The sequence below is a fragment of the Sphingobium sp. B11D3D genome (assembly GCF_025961755.1).
GTDB lineage: Bacteria > Pseudomonadota > Alphaproteobacteria > Sphingomonadales > Sphingomonadaceae > Sphingobium.
Genome location: NZ_JAOQOG010000001.1, coordinates 2128399 through 2145599, shown reverse-complemented (window position 1 = coordinate 2145599; position 17201 = coordinate 2128399). Strand labels below are relative to the sequence as shown.

17 protein-coding genes are annotated in these 17201 nt (G+C 66.0%); 4 read left to right on the top strand and 13 right to left on the bottom strand.

The window, feature by feature from the left end; genetic code table 11:
* Positions 1–240: 240 nt before the first annotated feature.
* The 4 genes from M2334_RS10115 to M2334_RS10100 form a co-directional block, all read right to left on the bottom strand.
* Positions 241–1581 carry a methyl-accepting chemotaxis protein gene (locus tag M2334_RS10115; RefSeq protein ID WP_264605332.1) on the bottom strand — a complete coding sequence of 447 codons (1341 nt, stop codon included), beginning with the start codon at positions 1579–1581 and terminating at the stop codon, positions 241–243.
* Positions 1582–1682: 101 nt separating this feature from the next.
* Positions 1683–2870 (bottom strand): carboxynorspermidine decarboxylase, encoded by a 1188-nt coding sequence (locus M2334_RS10110; protein WP_264594671.1) that lies wholly within the window; start codon positions 2868–2870, stop codon positions 1683–1685.
* Between the two features lie 67 nt (positions 2871–2937).
* Positions 2938–3315, bottom strand: a complete 378-nt coding sequence (locus M2334_RS10105) for a hypothetical protein (protein ID WP_264594670.1) — start codon at positions 3313–3315, stop codon at positions 2938–2940.
* Complete coding sequence (locus M2334_RS10100) at positions 3315–4523, bottom strand: saccharopine dehydrogenase family protein (protein WP_264578684.1); 1209 nt, start codon at positions 4521–4523, stop codon at positions 3315–3317. The genes M2334_RS10105 and M2334_RS10100 overlap by 1 nt, the downstream gene beginning before the upstream one ends.
* Positions 4524–4576: 53 nt before the next feature.
* Here M2334_RS10100 and M2334_RS10095 point away from each other — a divergent pair, with 53 nt between their 5' ends.
* Positions 4577–5572, top strand: coding sequence for a threonine/serine dehydratase (locus M2334_RS10095; protein ID WP_264594669.1), 996 nt, complete (start codon positions 4577–4579; stop codon positions 5570–5572).
* A 3-nt stretch (positions 5573–5575) separates the two neighbouring features.
* Here M2334_RS10095 and cls read toward each other — a convergent pair whose 3' ends face one another.
* Entirely contained in the window at positions 5576–6985 is a 1410-nt protein-coding gene (gene cls / locus M2334_RS10090; RefSeq protein WP_264594668.1) for a cardiolipin synthase, read from the bottom strand.
* A gap of 139 nt (positions 6986–7124) precedes the next feature.
* On the opposite strand from cls, the gene M2334_RS10085 reads away from it, so the two are divergent.
* The 3 genes from M2334_RS10085 to M2334_RS10075 are packed head-to-tail and all read left to right on the top strand — an operon-like array spanning position 7125 to position 9330.
* Entirely contained in the window at positions 7125–8330 is a 1206-nt protein-coding gene (locus tag M2334_RS10085) for a DUF3419 family protein (protein ID WP_264594667.1), read from the top strand.
* Between the two features lie 12 nt (positions 8331–8342).
* Positions 8343–9005, top strand: a complete 663-nt coding sequence (locus M2334_RS10080) for a class I SAM-dependent methyltransferase (RefSeq protein ID WP_413716144.1) — start codon at positions 8343–8345, stop codon at positions 9003–9005.
* 52 nt (positions 9006–9057) lie between these two features.
* Positions 9058–9330 carry a hypothetical protein gene (locus tag M2334_RS10075; RefSeq protein WP_264580013.1) on the top strand — a complete coding sequence of 91 codons (273 nt, stop codon included), beginning with the start codon at positions 9058–9060 and terminating at the stop codon, positions 9328–9330.
* 4 nt (positions 9331–9334) lie between these two features.
* On the opposite strand, the gene recQ is transcribed toward M2334_RS10075, so the two are convergent.
* From recQ to M2334_RS10035, 8 genes are all read right to left on the bottom strand, one after another.
* The gene (gene recQ, locus M2334_RS10070) at positions 9335–11098 is read right to left on the bottom strand and encodes a DNA helicase RecQ (protein ID WP_264605331.1); all 1764 of its coding nucleotides are present in this window, start codon (positions 11096–11098) and stop codon (positions 9335–9337) included.
* A 133-nt stretch (positions 11099–11231) separates the two neighbouring features.
* Entirely contained in the window at positions 11232–11471 is a 240-nt protein-coding gene (locus tag M2334_RS10065; protein WP_264570065.1) for a sulfurtransferase TusA family protein, read from the bottom strand.
* Positions 11455–12888, bottom strand: coding sequence for a ribosome biogenesis GTPase Der (der, locus tag M2334_RS10060; RefSeq protein WP_264594665.1), 1434 nt, complete (start codon positions 12886–12888; stop codon positions 11455–11457). Before der ends, M2334_RS10065 begins: the two co-directional genes overlap by 17 nt.
* A complete protein-coding gene (locus tag M2334_RS10055) occupies positions 12888–14216 on the bottom strand; it encodes a PQQ-binding-like beta-propeller repeat protein (RefSeq protein ID WP_181559386.1) in 1329 nt (442 codons plus the stop codon). Before M2334_RS10055 ends, der begins: the two co-directional genes overlap by 1 nt.
* A 26-nt stretch (positions 14217–14242) precedes the next feature.
* Entirely contained in the window at positions 14243–14950 is a 708-nt protein-coding gene (locus tag M2334_RS10050) for a tetratricopeptide repeat protein (protein ID WP_264594663.1), read from the bottom strand.
* Between the two features lie 90 nt (positions 14951–15040).
* Entirely contained in the window at positions 15041–15913 is an 873-nt protein-coding gene (gene panB, locus M2334_RS10045; protein WP_264575997.1) for a 3-methyl-2-oxobutanoate hydroxymethyltransferase, read from the bottom strand.
* A 236-nt stretch (positions 15914–16149) separates the two neighbouring features.
* On the bottom strand, positions 16150–16371 hold the full coding sequence (locus tag M2334_RS10040) for a hypothetical protein (protein ID WP_264572605.1): 222 nt from the start codon (positions 16369–16371) through the stop codon (positions 16150–16152).
* A gap of 56 nt (positions 16372–16427) precedes the next feature.
* Positions 16428–17156 carry a FliA/WhiG family RNA polymerase sigma factor gene (locus M2334_RS10035; protein WP_264572606.1) on the bottom strand — a complete coding sequence of 243 codons (729 nt, stop codon included), beginning with the start codon at positions 17154–17156 and terminating at the stop codon, positions 16428–16430.
* Positions 17157–17201 lie beyond the last annotated feature (45 nt).

Sequence of the window (17201 nt, the reverse complement as noted above, 5' to 3'; positions counted from 1 at the left end):
CTTGCGGTGGAAGTCCCATGGGGCAGCAGGGGTGCGCATATATGACCTGCGGACCCCCCTGTAAAGATCGGGGGGCAAAATTGAGTCACGCGCTGCGGCGCTGGAAAGTGCCGGAAAGTCTGGCTTTTTCGTAATCGCGCTGCAGCGATGGCGCAATTTCGGTGCAGGATCGGACGTGTCGCAAACCCGCCGGATCTGGTCGCGCGGTTGCGGCGAGTCGAATCCGCGCGCGAATGCGCTTCAATCAGCGGCGCCGTCGCCCATCGCGATGTCGCTCAGGAACCGCTCCACCCGCCGCGAGAGGCTGCTCGATGAGTCGCTCAGATCATGAGCCGTCCGTGCCAGATCCTGCGCGCCTTCAGCAGCGGATCGCGCATTGCCGGAGATGCGCACGATATGCGCCTCGATGTCCTTGCTGGCCGAGGCCGCCTGTTCGGTGCCGGCGGCGAGATGGAGGGAGAGGGCTCGCTGCGCGCTGACCGTCCCGGTGACGCCATCTGCGATCTGCTTGACGCTGGCGATGACGCGCTCGAGGCCCGCTTGTGCCCCGGTCACCGCCGCGACCGTGCCTCGAACCGTCAGCGCATGGGTGCGAATATCCTGCGCAGCGGCGCCCGTCTTCTGGGCAAGGGCGCGCACTTCATTGGCGACGACGGCAAAGCCGCGCCCGGCTTCTCCAGCCCGCGCCGCTTCGATCGAGGCGTTGAGCGCGAGCAGCTTGACCGATCGGGCCAGCGTTTCGATCGTGACGGTGATCGTTTCGATGGATTGCGTGGCCTGATCGAGCGCCTGCGCTTGCGCGGCGCTGGCGTCCACTCGGGAAACGGCTTCGGCGGCGACAGCCCGCGCCTGCTCCGTTTCCCGGTCGAGCCGCCCGAGCGATTGCACCAATGCGGCGCTGGAGCGCGCCACCTCGTCCATCATCGCGCCGGTCTGGCCGGCGGCGGTGAGCACGTGCAAGGCGTGGTCGGTATTGTCCTGGCTGCGGGTGGCGGTGCCGGTGGCCGTATCCTGCAGCAGCGAAGCCATATCGCCAAGCGCCGTAGAGAGGCTCTGGATGTCCTGCTCGAAGGCCGTACTCACCGCGCGCAGTCGTGCCAGTTCGGCGTCGCGGGCGCGGCGCTGCCGCACCTCCTGGGCGTTGATCGCCCCGAGAATGGCGGCATTCGGGACGAAGCCGGCATAGCGGCCCCCGCGCGTCACGATAATCGCTTCCTTGCCACCGTCGCGCGCATGAACGGCGAGGAGGCCGGCAAGGCCTTTGTCCATCTCGACCACCGGGCAGTGCTGCATCCGCTCGCCAAAGGCGATGGTGATGCCGGGATTGCTCAGCAGGGCATAGCCATAGGGGTTGAAGAGAATATTGCGGACATCCTCCTCATAGATGGCGCCAATTGGGCGATCCGCCTGATCGACCAGCGGGAGAAGCCGCAAGCCCATGTGCTGGCGAAACAGCGCGACAATCTCCATGGACGAGGCGCCTTGCCGCGCCTTGATCTGTTCGCTGCCCGGCATCCGCAGCCGGGCGACAGCGTCCTCGTCATCCTGTCCGTCGATCTGGAAAGAGGCCGCATGCATCATGCCACGCCTCTAGAAGCCGGACGGTAAACTTTTGGTTATCCAGTTCGAATGAGGCGAGGGAATTCAAGGGCTTATTGTGACAGTTTTATGTCATTTCCATGTCAGCTCAGCCGGCCCTTGAAGTCCTCATAGCTGAACTGGCGGATTTCTTGCAGTTCGTCCGTCTCGCTGTCCCACAGCCAGATGAAGGGCAGCGGCACGCCGTTGAAGGTGTTGGTCTTCACCATCGAATAATGCGCCTGATCGAGGAAGGCGATGCGACGGCCCGGCTCGGCGGGGACGGGCAGGCCATAGTCGCCGATGATGTCCCCTGCGAGGCAGGAGGGGCCACCCAGCCGCACCAGATCGCCACCGGGTTGCTCGCCGAGCATGGCGGGGCGATAGGGCGCCTCGATCACGTCCGGCATGTGGCAGGTGGCGGAAATATCCACGATGGCCACCGGCATGCCGTTGTCGATCACGTCGAGAATCTCGCCCACGAGGATGCCCGCATCCAGCGCTACGGCCTCGCCCGGCTCCAGATACACGTCGAGCCCGGTCTCACGGCGGACCTGCTGGAGGAAGGCGACCAACTCATCGCGCTGATAGTCGGCGCGGGTGATATGATGGCCACCACCGAAGTTCAGCCATTTGAGCTGAGGAAAGAAGCGCTTGAGGCTAGGCTCGACCGAGGCCCATGTCCGGCCAAGCGGCACGAAATCCTGCTCGCACAGCGTATGGAAATGAATGCCGTCCACGCCCTCAAGATGCTCAGGGAGTAGCTGGTCGATGGGGAAGCCGAGCCGGCTGTTGGGCTGGCAGGGATCATATTTCGCCACCTCGCCCTCGGCATGGAGCGGATTGATCCGCAGCCCCACGTCAAAGCTCATGCCCTGCGCGCGCTGCGCGTCGAGAATGGGCCGGAAGCGCGCGTGCTGGCCGGGCGAATTGAAGATGATATGGTCAGAAAGCACGCAGATCTCGGGCAGGTCCGCCGCCTTGTAGCCAGCGCAATAGGTCGCGACCTCGCCCTTCTCATCCAGCCCGGTATATTCTTCGCGGCCCAGTCGGGCCTCGTAGAGGCCGGAGGCGCAGATGCCGTCGAGATAGGCCGAAACAGTCGGCCCGAGCGACCACATCGAGAAGGCCTTGAGCGCGGCCAGCATCTTGATGCCACCCCGGTCCCGCACGTCCTTGAGGATCGTCAGGTTGCGGCGGATGGCGGCGGCATCGACCACAAAGGCGGGCGAGGGCACGCGATTGAGGTCGAAGCGCGCAAAGGCGCCGGGGTCGCCGGCTCGGGTTTCCATGGGGTCAGCTCCGCTCAAATCATGTCATGGCGCGGCTGCAACCGCCGCGCCTTCATCGATGCACCGATCAGTCGATGCACATAGACCGAACGACCTTGCCGCCATCGAGTTCGGCAAAGCATCCGAATAATTTGTTGTCGGCCTGGCAGCGGCCGGGCGCCTTCTGCTCATCGAGCGGCAGCGCGCCGTTCTTGCCGGGCTGGGCGAGACAGCGGCCCTGACAGTCCTTCTTCGAGGCGCAGCTCTTACCCGCATCGGCATAGGGCACGACGCACATGACTGTCTGCGCGCGTCCCCGTGCCTGCAGCGAGCCGCCCTGGCGCGCGCAACTGTTCAGCTCGGAAGACGGCACGCCATCGACCAGGCCGATCTGCGGCGCGCAGCCTCCCAGAGCGAGCGTCAGGACGGCGCTCGCCAGCCCGATGCGGATGCGCAGGGCGCCCATCAGAAAGGCAGCGGTCCGTCGAGTTCCTTCACCTGCCACGGCAGGCCATGCTTGTTCAGCATGTCCATGAACGGGTCGGGATCGAGCTGCTCGATGTTGAACACACCAGCGCCGGACCACAGGCCCTGCAGCATCAGCGCCGCCCCGATCATCGCCGGCACGCCCGTGGTGTAGCTCACCGCCTGGTTGCCGGTCTCGGCATAGGCATCCTCATGGTCGCAGATGTTGTAGACGTAGAGGGTCTTGTCCTTGCCGTCCTTGCCAAGGCCGGTGGCAATATCGCCAATGTTGGTCTTGCCCTTGGTCGTCGGGCCAAGGCTGGCGGGCTCGGGCAGCACGGCCTTGAGGAACTGCAGCGGGATGATCTCCACGCCATTGTAGATCACCGGGTCGATCCGCGTCATGCCAACATTCTGCAGCACTTCGAGATGCTTGAGATAAGCATCGCCGAAGGTCATCCAGAAGCGGATGCGCTTGATCTCGGGCAGATGCTTGGCAAGGCTCTCCAGCTCCTCATGATACATGAGGTACATGTTCTTGGGCCCGACCTGCTCGAAGTCGAAGCTCTGCTTGTAGGAGAGGGCGGGGGTCGTGACCCACGCACCATTCTCCCAGTGCCGTGCGGGCGCGGTCACTTCACGAATGTTGATCTCGGGATTGAAGTTGGTGGCGAAGTGCTGGCCATGATCGCCCCCATTGCAGTCCAGAATATCGAGCGTGTCGATCCGCTCGAAATGATGCTTCTTGAGCCAGCTCGCGAAGACGCTGGTGACGCCGGGATCGAAGCCAGAGCCGAGCAGCGCCATGAGGCCGGCATCCTTGAACCGGTCCTGATAGGCCCACTGCCAGCTATATTCGAAATGCGCCTCATCGCGCGGCTCGTAATTCGCCGTGTCCATATAATTGACGCCCGCAGCAAGGCAGGCATCCATGATCGCGAGATCCTGATAGGGCAGGGCCAGGTTTACGACCAGCTTGGGGCCGATCTGCTTGATGAGCGCGGTCGTTGCGGCCACGTCGTCGGCGTCCAGCGCATAGGTGCTGATGGCAACGCCCGTGCGCTCTTTCACGGAGGCGGCAATCGCATCGCATTTGGAGACCGTGCGGCTGGCGAGGTGAATGTCGCTGAAGATGTCCACATTCATCGCCATCTTGTGGACCGCGACCGATCCGACGCCACCTGCGCCGATGACCAGCACCTTGCTCATCTGTTAGTCTCCATGAAGTCGAATCGACAAGCGCCTGCATATAGGGGGGCTCTGTGACAGAACAAGAATTGCTCGATCCGCTTCGTGCGCCGAGCCGCGAAGGCGTGTTGCGCGCGGCGGACAAGATTGCCGCGCTGCTGCCGCCCACGCCGCTTTTGCCTCTGGAGGTCCAGGGGCGGACGATCTGGTGCAAGGCGGACATGCTCCAGCCCATCGGTGCCTTCAAGATCCGGGGCGCCTGGCATCGGCTCAGCGATCTGACGGCGGAGCAGCGGGCGCGCGGGGTGGTCGGCGTCTCCAGCGGCAATCACGCGCAGGGCGTGGCTTGGGCCGCCCGGCGGCTCGGCATCGCCGCGACCATCGTGATGCCGAGCAATGCGCCCCGCGCCAAGCTGGCGGCGACCCTGGCGCTGGGCGCCAAGGTCCATCTCTATGATCGCGCGAGCGAGGATCGCGACAGCATCGCTGCCGATCTGGTCGCGACGACCGGCGCGACCCTCGTTCATGCCTATGGCGATCCGTGGATCATCGAGGGGCAGGGCACGCTCGGGATTGAAGCGACGGCGCAAATGAAGTCGCAACTCGGGCGCGGACCCGATCGCATCGTTGCCTGCTGCGGGGGCGGGGGCCTCTCTGCCGGTCTCGCGCTGGCCTGCCCGGATGCGGAGCTCTATCTCGCCGAGCCGGAAGGCTATGACGATCTGCTTCGCTCGCTCGCCGTCGGCAGCATCCAGTCGGTGGACGACCTGGCCTTACCTACCGATTGCGACGCGCTCCAGACGCCGCGCACCTTCCCGATCAATTTCGCGGTGTTGCAAGGCCGGGCCAGCGGCGGTGCCGCCGTGACGCCGATGGAGGTCGCGCAGGCCATGCGGGTGGTCTTCGAGAAGCTCCATCTGGTCGTTGAGCCCGGCGGCGCTGCGGCGCTGGCTGCCGTGCTCGCGGGCAAGGTGCTGGTGACCGATGCGACGCTCGTTACCCTCTCGGGCGGCAATGTCGACCGGGAGACGTTCACCCGCCTGCTGGAGCTCGCCGACCGGGCGGGCTGAGGCTCACAGCAGCGAATCCACCAGCCGGGCGATGTTCTCGGCGAGCCGCCGGGTGCGCGAGCGCGCGCGCCATGCTGCCGGCGTCAGCGTCGTGGAGGCGGCGAGATAGCCGTCATGAATTGCCAGCACCTGCGCAATCGAGGTGGCGTCATAGATCAGCAGGCTCGCCTCTTGGTTGAGCTGGAACGAGCGCAGGTCGACATTGCTCGATCCCACCACGGCCAGCTGGTCATCGATGCTGAGCGTCTTGGCGTGGAGCAGTTCGTTGGGGAACAGGTGGATCGAGACGCCGGCGTCCAGCAGCTCCTGATAGAAGGAGCTTTGCGAGAGGCGAACGAGCGGCTGATCCGCCACGCGCGAGAGAATGAGGTCGACCTTGACCCCGCGCGCCACCGCTGCGCCCATGGCGCCGAGCACGTCCTCGCCCGGCACGAAATAAGGGCTGACCATGACGACGTGCTGGCGCGCCTGATGCAATTGCCAGACCAGCAGCGTCTCGAACCCGGCGAGCGGATAATCCGCGCCGCTCGGCAGCAATTGCAGGCATGCGGTCCCGGCGGTGTCCGTCGGGGCAGGGGAGGCGCCGGGCGGATCGCCAGACTCCAGCGACCAGTCGGCACGCACCAGCGCCGCCATGCTGGCGACGACTGGCCCCGTCACCCGCGCGACCAGTTCGCGATTGACCACGCCGGGCCGGAAATCGCGCGCGACGATGTTCTGGGAGCCGGCATAGCCGATCCTGTCGTCGATCACGAAGAGCTTGCGATGATTGCGCATATCGCGCCGGGTTCGCGCCCGGATCAACCGCAACGGCAGCGTTTCGCACACGCGCACCCCCTTGGCGCGTAGCAGCGCCTGCGTCCCGCGCCGCCATGGGCGCGAGCCGACCGGATCGAACAGCACCCGCACGTCCAGACCGCGCTGGACGGCCCGGCCGAGCGCGGCGGCCACGCGCTGGCCCACGGCATCGTCGGCGAAGATGTAGACGAGCAGGTGGACGGACTGTTCGGCGGCATCGATATCCGCGACGAGCCGGTCCACCACCGCATCATAAGCGTCGATAAGCGTGATGGCATTGCCGTCAGTGGCGGGCATATGGCCCAAAGTGCGTGCGAGCGCCGCGATGGGCTCCGCATCGGCAAGCGCGGGCTGATGCCGCTGCTGCGCTTGCGCGGTCGCGGCGAAGAAGGGCTGCAAGGCGCCGAACCGCTCGCGCCGCCACGCCGGGAAGCGCGGACTGCCGATGGCGAGAAACAAGAGCAGGCCGGGCACCGGCAGGAAGAAGATCAGCAGCAGCCACGCCCGCGCCGCCGCAGGTGTCCGCCGCAAGGGCACGACGGCAAGCGCGCCGAGGCGGATGAGCCATTCCAGCGCGTACCAGATCTGATCGAGATGGGGTGATGACCCTGCCATGCCCGATCCTAGCGTGAGCGCTCCGCCAGAGCCAAGACCATTGCACGCAGCCTCGTCACCAATCTGCCATCGCGCGGTCACGGGCCTGACATGCATGGCGCCTAGCGGGGCGTCAGGTGGACCAACAGGGGAGCCGTTCATGCCGCATGTCATCGATCGCGCCGTCATCAATCATGAGGCGACCACGCGCGAAGGCCTTCTCGAACGCGCCTTCGCCTTCGCGTTTCGGGGCCTGGTCTATGCGCAGATCTGGGAAGACCCGGTGGTGGACATGGCGGCGCTGGCGATCACGCCGGAGAGCCATGTCGTGACCATCGCCAGCGGCGGCTGCAATGTGCTCTCCTATCTGACCGCCGATCCTGCGCGCATCACGGCGGTCGATCTCAACACGGCGCATATTGCGCTCAATCGGCTGAAGCAGGTCGCGGCGCAGCAATTGCCCGATTATGCGAGCTTTCACCGCTTCTTTGCCGAGGCCGACAGCGCGGAGAATCTTCGGGCCTATAAGGCCTATATCCGCCCGCATCTGGACGAGACCGCGCGCCGCTATTGGGAAGGGCGCGATCTGGTGGGGCGCCGCCGCATCGGCATGTTCCGCTCCGGCGCATACAAGCGCGGGCTGCTCGGCGGCTTCATCGGTGCGGCGCATCTGGTGGCGCGGCTGTACCGCATTGATCCGCGCGAACTGCTGGCCGCCCGGGACATGGATGAGCAGCGCCGCATCTTCGAGGCGCGACTGGCGCCGATCTTCGAGCGCAAATTCATCCGCTGGCTGACCGACCAGCCCGCCTCGCTCTTCGGCCTCGGCATTCCTCCGGCGCAATATGATGCGCTTGCCGGCGATGAGAAAATGGCCGCCGTGCTGCGCAAGCGGCTTGAGCGGCTCGCCTGCGACTATGATCTCAAGGCCAATTATTTCGCCTGGCAGGCCTTCGGGCGCGGCTATGGCCGCCATGCGGATGCGCCGCTGCCGCCCTATCTCCAGCAGGATCATTATGAGGCGGTGAAGGCGCGCGCCGACCGGGTCGATATCCGTCACGCCAATATGACTGACTGGCTCGCCCAGCAGCCGGATGCCAGCGTGGATCGTTATGTGCTGCTGGATGCGCAGGACTGGATGAACGACGCGCAGTTGATTGCGCTCTGGTACGAGATCACCCGCACAGCCCGCCCCGGTGCGCGGGTGCTCTTCCGCACGGCGGCCGAGCCAAGCCTGCTGCCGGGGCGCGTGCCTGATCAGATTCTGGAGCGATGGCATTATCATGGCGAAGACTCGCTGCGCTTCACCCGCGCCGACCGCTCGTCCATTTATGGCGGCGTGCATCTCTACAGTTTGAAGGGCTAGGCTGTGTCGCACATGGACCGCATCGGCGCGGCAAGCGAGCGCCATGCCGGCGCGATGGATGCGCAATATGCGCTGCAGCGGCATGTCTACGACATCACCCGCAAATATTATCTGCTGGGGCGGGATCGGCTAATCCGCGATCTGGCCGTGCCCGCTGGCGGATCGGTGCTGGAGATCGGTGTGGGCACCGGGCGCAATCTCGCGCTGGTCGCCCGGCATTATCCGCAGGCGCGGCTCTTCGGGCTCGATATCTCGGCGGAAATGCTCAAGTCCGCGCAGCGCAATATTGCGCATGCGGGGGCGCACTCGCGCACGCTGCTGGAGCGCGCCGATGCCGCCCGGTTCGACCCGCAGGCCTTGTTCGGCGAGCCGGGCTTTGACCGGGTCTATATCAGCTACAGCCTCTCGATGATCCCGCAATGGGAGGCCGCGCTGGCGCAGGCGCTCTCGGTCGTCGAACCGGGCGGGTCGCTCCATATCGTCGATTTCGGCCAGCAGGAGCGGTTGCCCGCCTGGTTCCGGGCGGCGTTGCGGGGCTGGCTCGATCGCTTTCACGTCACGCCGCGCGAGCCGCTCTTCGCCGTGGCCCACGGCCTTGCCGCGACCTATGGCGCGGACCTGTCCTGCCGTGCCCTGTATCGCGGCTACGCCTGGAGCGTGACGATCCGGCGGTGAGCGCCGTCGATTTCGGCTGCGTCCGGGCCGTGCCTGCCTTATGCTGGCGGCCATGGATTTTCATGACCTGATGCTGCGCTATTTCGGCAAGACCGAACTGGAAGAGGTGCCTCCCGAGGCGATGGGCGCCGGAATCGAGCGGATGCGCGTCGATTTCGGGCTGGAGAAGGATCCGGGCCGGCGCTTCGGCCTATGGGCGCTGATGCACATGCTCGGTGGCGCGCCGGACCTGGACGTGGCCTTCAAGGACCCCGCCGAGCGCGCGGCCGCCCGCAATTTCATGGATATGGCCGCGCGGCTCACTGACGCCGACGAAACGGGCTGATGAATTAGCCGAAGCGGCGAAGGGCGGCGAGGAAGGCCTCGCCATAGGCCTCCAGCTTGCGCTCGCCGACACCGCTGACCAGCGCCATGTCCCGCAGCGACTTGGGGCGGATCGCGGCCATGTCGCGCAAGGTGCTGTCATGGAAGATGACATAAGGCGGCACCCCGGCCTCCTGCGCCAGCGTGCGGCGGCACTCGCGTAGGGCCTCGAAAACCGGGTCGTTGACGGGGTTCTCCCCCTTGTCGCGGCCACGCCGGCGTTCCTTCTTCGGCTGGATCACCAGCTCGACGCGCTTCTCGCCCTTGAGATAGCCGCGCGCCGCTGGGCCGAGCGCCAGCCCGCCATGGTCGGTGGTGGTCAGCGCATCATGCACCTGCAGGGCGCGGGCGACCGGCTTGATGAGCGCGGCCTCGTCGCCCTCGATAATGCCGAAGACGGACAGGCGATCATGCCCGCGCTGGGAAATCCGGTCATTACCCCGCCCGGTCAGCACGGCTTCGAGGTGACCGAGGCCAAAGCTCTGGCCGGTGCGGTGGACGGCCGAGAGTAGCTTCTGCGCCGTTAGCGTCGCATCGATGCTGGCGGGCGGCGAGAGGCAATTGTCGCAATTGCCGCAGGTGGGTGGCGGGTTCTCGCCGAAATGGCGTAGCAACACCGCGCGGCGGCAACGTGCCGTCTCGACCAGCGCGCCCAACGCAGCGATCCGCGTGCGCTCGCCGGCCTGACGTTCCGGCTCCACCTCGCTGATCCGCTGGCGTGCGCGCATGAAATCCTCTGCGCCCCACAGCAGCGTCGCCGTCGCCGGATCGCCATCGCGGCCGGCACGTCCGCTCTCCTGATAGTAGCTCTCGATGGACTTGGGCAGGCCGGCATGGACGACGAAGCGCACGTCCGGCTTGTCGATGCCCATGCCGAAGGCCACAGTGGCGACCATCACCATCTCTTCGCTGGCGAGGAACGCGGCCTGATTGGCGGCGCGCAACTCGCCGGGCAGTCCCGCATGATAAGCCAGCACCGGGCGCCCCTTGGCACCGAGCGCCTCGGCAAGCTGCTCGGTCGAGGCGCGGGTTGGTGCATAGATAATGCCGGGGCCGGGATTGGCCGCCAGAATATCGGTGAGCTGACGACGCAGGCCATCGCGCGGCTGCACGAGGTAACGGATATTGGGCCGGTCGAAGCCGGAGATAATCAGCCCATCGGCTGGAATGCCGAGCTGGGTGAGAATATCCTCGCGGGTATGGGCATCCGCTGTGGCGGTGAGCGCGAGCCGGGGGACATCGGGGAAGGCGTCGAGCAGCGGACGCAGCAGGCGGTAGTCGGGGCGAAAATCATGGCCCCATTCCGAGACGCAATGTGCCTCATCGATCGCGAAGAGGCTGAGGCGAGACCGCTCCAGCAGCGCGCGGAATCCGTCGCCCGAGGCGCGCTCCGGCGCCACATAGAGCAGGTCCAGCTCGCCAGCGACCAGCCTGTCCTGCGTCTCGCGCCAGTCGGCATCCACCGACGTGAGGCTCGCCGCGCGAATGCCGAGCGCTCGCGCCGCACGCAACTGGTCGTGCATCAGCGCGATCAGCGGCGAGACCACAACGCAGCAGCCGGGCAAGGCGAGCGCAGGCAATTGGTAGCAGAGCGATTTCCCCGCGCCGGTGGGCATGATCGCGAGCGTCGGTCGGCCCGCCAGCACCCGGTCCACCACTTGCGCCTGCACGCCCCGAAAGGCCTCGAAGCCAAAGACGCTTCGGAGCAGGGCGGCGGGATCGGCAAGCATCGGGCGGCTATAGGGTGGGGAGGGGTGAGGGGGAAGGGCAGAATGGCCCTGCCGACCGTTCATCATCTGTCAGTGCGGCAGAACAGGTGGTTCCTGCCAACGAAAAGCCGCAAAACGGCCGCATCTCATTCGCTTATGTTTCCTCTGCGCCCTCGCGGCTCAGCGCATACTCCACATGGCTCTCGGCCTCGTGAACGCCAATCGTCCAGCCATTGGATTGCGCCAAGGCCGGTACGTCAATTTTCGCCACCGGATCATCGGCCAGCAGCAATACGGAATCATGGTCGCGCATCGCGCGAGCGGCGCGCAGGACGGGCCACGGGCATTTCAGCCCCCGGGCGTCGATGCGCGCCGGATCACTTCTTTTTGTCAAATGGGTTCCGTGCGCTACGCAGGTTTAGCCGGATTGGCACGCCCGAAAAGTCGAGCGCCTTGCGGATGCCATTCACGAGATAGCGGCTGTAGCTCTCCGGCACCTCATCAAGACGCGACCCGAACACCACGAACGTTGGTGGCCGGCTGCGCGCCTGGGTGATGTAGCGCATCTTGATCCGCTTGCCGCCCGGTGCCGGCGGCGGATTGGCTTCCAGCGCCTCATCGAACCAGCGGTTAAGCAGGCTCGTCGGCACGCGCTGCGACCAGCGGCGGCGGGTATCGAATGCCGCTTGCAGCAGATCGTCAATGCCCTTGCCGGTGGCGCCGGATACAGTGAGCAGCGGCACGCCGCGCACCTGCGCAAGCCCGTCTTCCAGCGCCTTGCGGACGCCCTGATACAGCGACGAGCCATTCTCGGCCACGTCCCACTTGTTGAGCGCGATCACGAGCGCACGGCCCTCGCTCAGCACCTTATCGGCAATGCGCAGATCCTGCGCCTCAAGCCCAAGCGTGGCGTCGAGCATCAGCACCACGACTTCCGCGAAATCCACGGCATGAAGCGCATCGGCGACAGAGAGCTTCTCCAGCTTCTCCTGCACTTTTGCGCGCTTGCGCATGCCGGCGGTGTCGATCAGCCGCACCGCGCGCGCCACGCCGTCGGGCGCGTGCCAGGTCCAGTCCACGGCGATGCTGTCGCGCGTGATGCCGGCTTCCGGCCCGGTGATCAACCGCTCTTCGCCCAATATTCGATTGATGATCGTGGACTTGCCGGCATTGGGCCGCCCCACGATGGCGAGCTTGAGCGGCGCGCTGTCGTCCAGCTCGTCCTCGTCCCCCCCATCATCGTCGTCGCCCTCGACGGGTAGGTCCGGCTCGTCCGCCTCGACATGCGGGCGGATCGCCTGGAACAGGTCGGCAAGGCCCTGGCCATGCTCGGCGGAAAAGGCCACCGGCTCATCAAAGCCGAGCGAAAAAGCCTCCATGATGCCGGGGTCGGCAGCGCGGCCCTCGGCCTTGTTGGCGAGCAGCACCACCGGCGTGTTCCCGGCGCGCAGCCAGCGGGCGATATGCTCGTCGAGCGGCGTGATGCCCGCGCGCGCGTCGATCATGAACAAGGCGACCGAGGCACCCTGAACCGCCATTTCGGTCTGCGCGCGCATTCGGCCCGGCAGGGTCTGCGCGTCGTCTTCCTCGAAACCGGCGGTATCCACGATGCGGAACTTGAGGCCAAGCAGTTCGGCATCGCCCTCGCGCCGGTCGCGCGTGACGCCGGGCTGGTCATCGACAAGCGCGAGCTTCTTGCCCACCAGCCGGTTGAACAGCGTGGACTTGCCCACATTCGGGCGGCCGACGATGGCGACGACCGGAAGGCTTCCGGGCGGCGTGTCGCGGTCTGGGCGTTGCCTTTTTGCCATCAGCGAAACGCGAGGATGCGTCCCTCGTCCGTCAGCACGTAAAGCATGTTGTCCGCGACGATGGGCGGCAGGGTGAGGCCCTGCTTGAGGTCGCGCTCCTGCAGCACCTTGCCGCTCGTCGGATCGACGAACGCCATCGCACCTTCGGTGGAGACGAGGATGAGCTTGCCGCCCGCGAGGATCGGGCCGCGCCAACGGATTGGGCCGGTCTTCTTCTTCGGCTTGCGCCAGGCCGGCAGATCGCTGATCCACCGGATCTTGCCGGTGGCGCGGGTGATGGCGAGCAGCTGGGACTTGTCGGTCACCACGAACACCCAGTCGCTCACCACCAGCGGGGTGGCGATGCCGCCGATGTTCAGCTCCCACAGGCGCTGCCCGCTCACCAGCTCATAAGCTGCCATGCGGCCGCCTTCGCCGATGGCGAACACCTGGCCCCGGTCGACCACCGGATCGGCGTCGATATCGGTCAGCATGGCGACTGAGGTGGAGATGCTGGTGCGGCTGAGCGCATCGCCCCACAAAGCGCGGCCATTCTCGTAGCGATAGGCCGTCAGTTCGCCCGAGCTATAGCCGGCGATCACCGAACCCTGCGCCGCCGCCGGAGCGCCGACGCCGAACACGCCCGTCGCTTCCAGCGTGCCGCTGTCCGTCCACACGACCGCACCGTCTGCCTGCGAGAGCGCGAAGAGCTGGTTGTCCTGGCTCATCACATAGGCATTGCCGTTGGAGAGCGTGGGCGCACCGCGCAGCGGGCCGCCTGGCTGCACCTTCCAGATCTCGGCCCCGTCCGCAACGTTCAGCGCCGCGACAGACCCGGCGCCGGACGTGGCGAACAAACGGTCGCCCTCGACACTGACGCCGCCACCGAACTGCACCTGCGAAGGCTGGTTGGGCGAGCGAATGCTCTTCGACCAGAGCCGCGCGCCGGTCTTGGCGTCGAAGGCGGAGACGGTCGCATCGGTGTCGATCACGAACAGCTTGCCGCCTGCGACGACCGGCGCTGCGGCCAACCGGCTGCGCGAGCCGCCGCCGGTCACCGACGCCGACCAAACCTGCTGGATATTGTCGCCGAGCGCGACATGGCCGATGGCCTTGGCGGCATTGCCACCGGATTGCGCCCAAGCCGGGTTCACGACCGGCGGCGGCAGCGTCACCACCTGCGATGCCACGGCGTCGTCCACGGCCAGCACATTGTTGCTGCCCAGAATGGAGGTGCGGTCGCCATGCACGGGGGTCTTGGGGCCGCTCTTCCCGCCGCATCCGGTCAGGAGCAGAAGGGCCGCAGGAATGCCGATCCAGGCGGCGCGATATGATGTGGGATTACGCATCCTCGTGGGTTTCTCTTTCAATGGAATCAGGAGGCAGGCGTGTCAGCGGTCGGCCCGGCTTGCTTGGGCGTCGTCGCCGATCCAAGCATGCTGGCCATTTGTCCGGCGCGCAGCTTGATGGATTCAGGCACCAGCGGATCGTTAGCCATCTCTTTGAAGATCTTGCCGGCCTGATCGCGCTGGCCAGCTTTGAGGTGAGCGATGGCAGTGAGTTCGCCGGCGCTGCCGAACCAGCTATTGCCCGGCATCGCCAGGGGCTTGAGCGCGGCGATCACGTCCTGCGGCTTCATGCTGTCGAAGGCGAGGGCGGTGCGGCGCATCAGCGCGGCGTCCTTGGTCGCGGCGGGCGCCTGCGCGTCGGCCAGAATGGCGTCATAGGCGGCAAGCGCGGTCTTGGCGTCATTGCGTCCGCCTGCCAGTGCGGCCCTGAGCATTTCCGCCTGCGCCCGATAGCCCGGGCCACCTTCGGCCATGATCTGCTTGTACACCCCATCGTCCAGCGTGGCCCGCTGGGCTGCGCTCATCAGCCGGGCGAACTGCTCGCCATTGGCCTCGGCCTTCTGGGTCTGGTGGTGCTGCCAGTAGAGCCAGCCGCCAAAGGCAGCGAGGCCGAGCACGACGACAGCGATGACCAGACGGCCGTAATTCTTCCAGAAGGACAGCAGATCGTCCTGCCGCACGGCATCGTCGATCTCGCGGAGCAGGGCCTCGTTCTGATGTGGCGTCAGGGCCAAGTCTCTATCTCCAGTCGGCTGAAAAAGCGCAGGGGCGCATGAAGGGATTTTGTGGCCGCGGACCTTAGCGGCGGATGAACTCCGCGCAAATCACTTTTTGGCGCCATAAAGCTGGGCCTCGCCGGGGAAGCTGCGTGCGCGCACCTCCTGCGCATATCGGGCCGCCGCATCGCTGATCGTCCCGGCAAGATCGGCATAGCGCTTCACGAAGCGCGGCGTGCGCTCGAACATGCCGAGGAGGTCTTCAGTCACCAGCACTTGCCCGTCGCAGGCTGCCGAGGCGCCGATGCCGATGGTGGGGCAGGGCACGTCTCCCGTGATCTCGATAGCCAGTTCCTCGATCACGCCCTCGATCACCATCGCAAAGCAGCCGGCGGCGGCGACGGCGCGGGCATCGTTGCGGATTTTGGCGGCTTCGGCAGCATCGCGGCCGCGCGGCCCATAGCCGCCGAGCGCGTTCACCGCCTGCGGCGTAAGGCCGACATGGGCGCAGACCGGGATGCCCCGCTCGCTCAGAAAGGCGATGGTCGGTGCCATGGCCTCGCCGCCTTCCAGCTTCACGCCGGCAGCGCCGGTTCCCTTCATCAGGCGGGCGGCGCTTGCGAAGGCTTGCTCCGGCGAAGCCTCATAGCTCCCGAACGGCATGTCGATGATGACGGCGCTGTGATAGCTGCCGCGCACGACCGCAGCGCCATGGGCGGCCATCATCTCGAGCGTGACGGGCACGGAGGACGGCAGGCCGTAGATCACCTGCCCGAGCGAGTCGCCCACCAGCAGCAGGTCGCAATGGGGGTCGAGCAACTGCGCCTGCCGTGCCGTGTAGGCGGTCAGCATCACGATTGGCGAGTCGGTCACCCCATCGACCTTGCGCGCGCGGATGGCGGGAATGGTCAGCCGACGCATCGGCGCCGGCGTGGGGTTCGCCCGGCTGGTCGCCGTATCGAGGGTGTAAGTGGCGGACATGGCCACGCTTTAGCGCAACCGCAGCGGTTCGCCTAGGCTGCGCGGGTGAAACCCACAAACATGCTCGCCTCAGAGGAGGGGCTGGGGGTGGTGGCGATGCGCCAGCATCGCAAACTTAGAGAGTGGCCGCGCGGGCGCGACACCACCCCAACCCAACCCCTCCTCTGAAGAGGAGGGGCTAAATCTGCTCGATTTCAACGACGTTTGAATTGAGGCGGCGCACTGTCCGCAAACGCTCACTTCTTATCGACAGCACCTTGGGCCGCATCGCCCACATCCTGCGCTGCATCGCCGACTTGCTGCGCCGCCGTGGACACGGCGTCGTTCTTGTTATCCTGGCTCTGCAGCAGGAAGTAACCGCCCACCGCGAGGATCAGCAGTGCCACGATCGCAATGATCGCGGTTGCGCTGCCGCCGCTCGAGCGCTCGACGATTACCGTTTTGGGTTCTTCGGCCATGTCATCCTCCACCTGATTGATGGCGGAGAAACGATCATCCCGCAGCGCGGTTCCGATCAGAGGAAGGCGCTGAGGCGTCCCCGCAGCTTGTCGAGCGCAGATTTCTTGATTTGGCACACCCGGGCCGCACCGATGTCGAGCGTCAGTCCGATTTCCTCAAGGTTCATTTCCTCGACGAAGTAGAGCTGCAGAACCATCGCCTCGCGCTCGGGCAGTTCCTTGATGCAGGCGGAAACCGCGCGCTTGAGGGATTCCCGCTCCAGCACTTCCTCGGCGCCCTCGGTTGCATCGGCGAACCACATCGACTGGTCCGAATAGACCTCGTCCATGCTCTGGTGTTGGGCCATATCCGTCCCGTCGGCAAGCTCGCGCCAGCCAGCGGCATCAAGACCCAGATGCGCGGCCACTTCGCTATCCGCGGGCGGACGACCGAAACGTTGCTCCAGCGCGCGACGGGCATCCTGAATGGTCTTGCGGCGCGCCATCGCCGAGCGACACAGGGTCGCATGGCGGCGCAGATGGTCGATCATCGCGCCGCGCACGCGCATCTGCGCATAGGTCGCAAAGCCGAAGCCGCGATCCTCGAAGCTGTTGGCCGCCTCGACCAGCGCGACCATGCCGATCTGCAGCAGATCCTCGATCTCGATGGCGCTGGAGACGCGGCCATGGACATGCCAGGCGATCTTGCGCACCAGCGGCATATATTGCTGCGCCAGCTGATCCGGTGAGACACCGGGCCGGCGACCGTAAGTCAGGGCTGCAACCTCAAGCTGTGCGCTGTGCATGGGTCTCATCTACGCTGAAAGGTTTAACCGGGAATTTCCGAGCAG

Bases quoted from the DNA above. Each gene is read 5' to 3' on its own strand.
- M2334_RS10115 (WP_264605332.1), bottom strand. From the start codon at position 1,581: ATGATGCATGCGGCCTCTTTCCAGATCGACGGACAGGATGACGAGGAC.
- M2334_RS10110 (WP_264594671.1), bottom strand. From the start codon at position 2,870: ATGGAAACCCGAGCCGGCGACCCCGGCGCCTTTGCGCGCTTCGACCTC.
- M2334_RS10105 (WP_264594670.1), bottom strand. From the start codon at position 3,315: ATGGGCGCCCTGCGCATCCGCATCGGGCTGGCGAGCGCCGTCCTGACG.
- M2334_RS10100 (WP_264578684.1), bottom strand. From the start codon at position 4,523: ATGAGCAAGGTGCTGGTCATCGGCGCAGGTGGCGTCGGATCGGTCGCG.
- cls (WP_264594668.1), bottom strand. From the start codon at position 6,985: ATGGCAGGGTCATCACCCCATCTCGATCAGATCTGGTACGCGCTGGAA.
- M2334_RS10085 (WP_264594667.1), top strand. From the start codon at position 7,125: ATGCCGCATGTCATCGATCGCGCCGTCATCAATCATGAGGCGACCACG.
- M2334_RS10080 (WP_413716144.1), top strand. From the start codon at position 8,343: ATGGACCGCATCGGCGCGGCAAGCGAGCGCCATGCCGGCGCGATGGAT.
- M2334_RS10075 (WP_264580013.1), top strand. From the start codon at position 9,058: ATGGATTTTCATGACCTGATGCTGCGCTATTTCGGCAAGACCGAACTG.
- recQ (WP_264605331.1), bottom strand. From the start codon at position 11,098: ATGCTTGCCGATCCCGCCGCCCTGCTCCGAAGCGTCTTTGGCTTCGAG.
- der (WP_264594665.1), bottom strand. From the start codon at position 12,888: ATGGCAAAAAGGCAACGCCCAGACCGCGACACGCCGCCCGGAAGCCTT.
- M2334_RS10055 (WP_181559386.1), bottom strand. From the start codon at position 14,216: ATGCGTAATCCCACATCATATCGCGCCGCCTGGATCGGCATTCCTGCG.
- panB (WP_264575997.1), bottom strand. From the start codon at position 15,913: ATGTCCGCCACTTACACCCTCGATACGGCGACCAGCCGGGCGAACCCC.
- M2334_RS10040 (WP_264572605.1), bottom strand. From the start codon at position 16,371: ATGGCCGAAGAACCCAAAACGGTAATCGTCGAGCGCTCGAGCGGCGGC.
- M2334_RS10035 (WP_264572606.1), bottom strand. From the start codon at position 17,156: ATGCACAGCGCACAGCTTGAGGTTGCAGCCCTGACTTACGGTCGCCGG.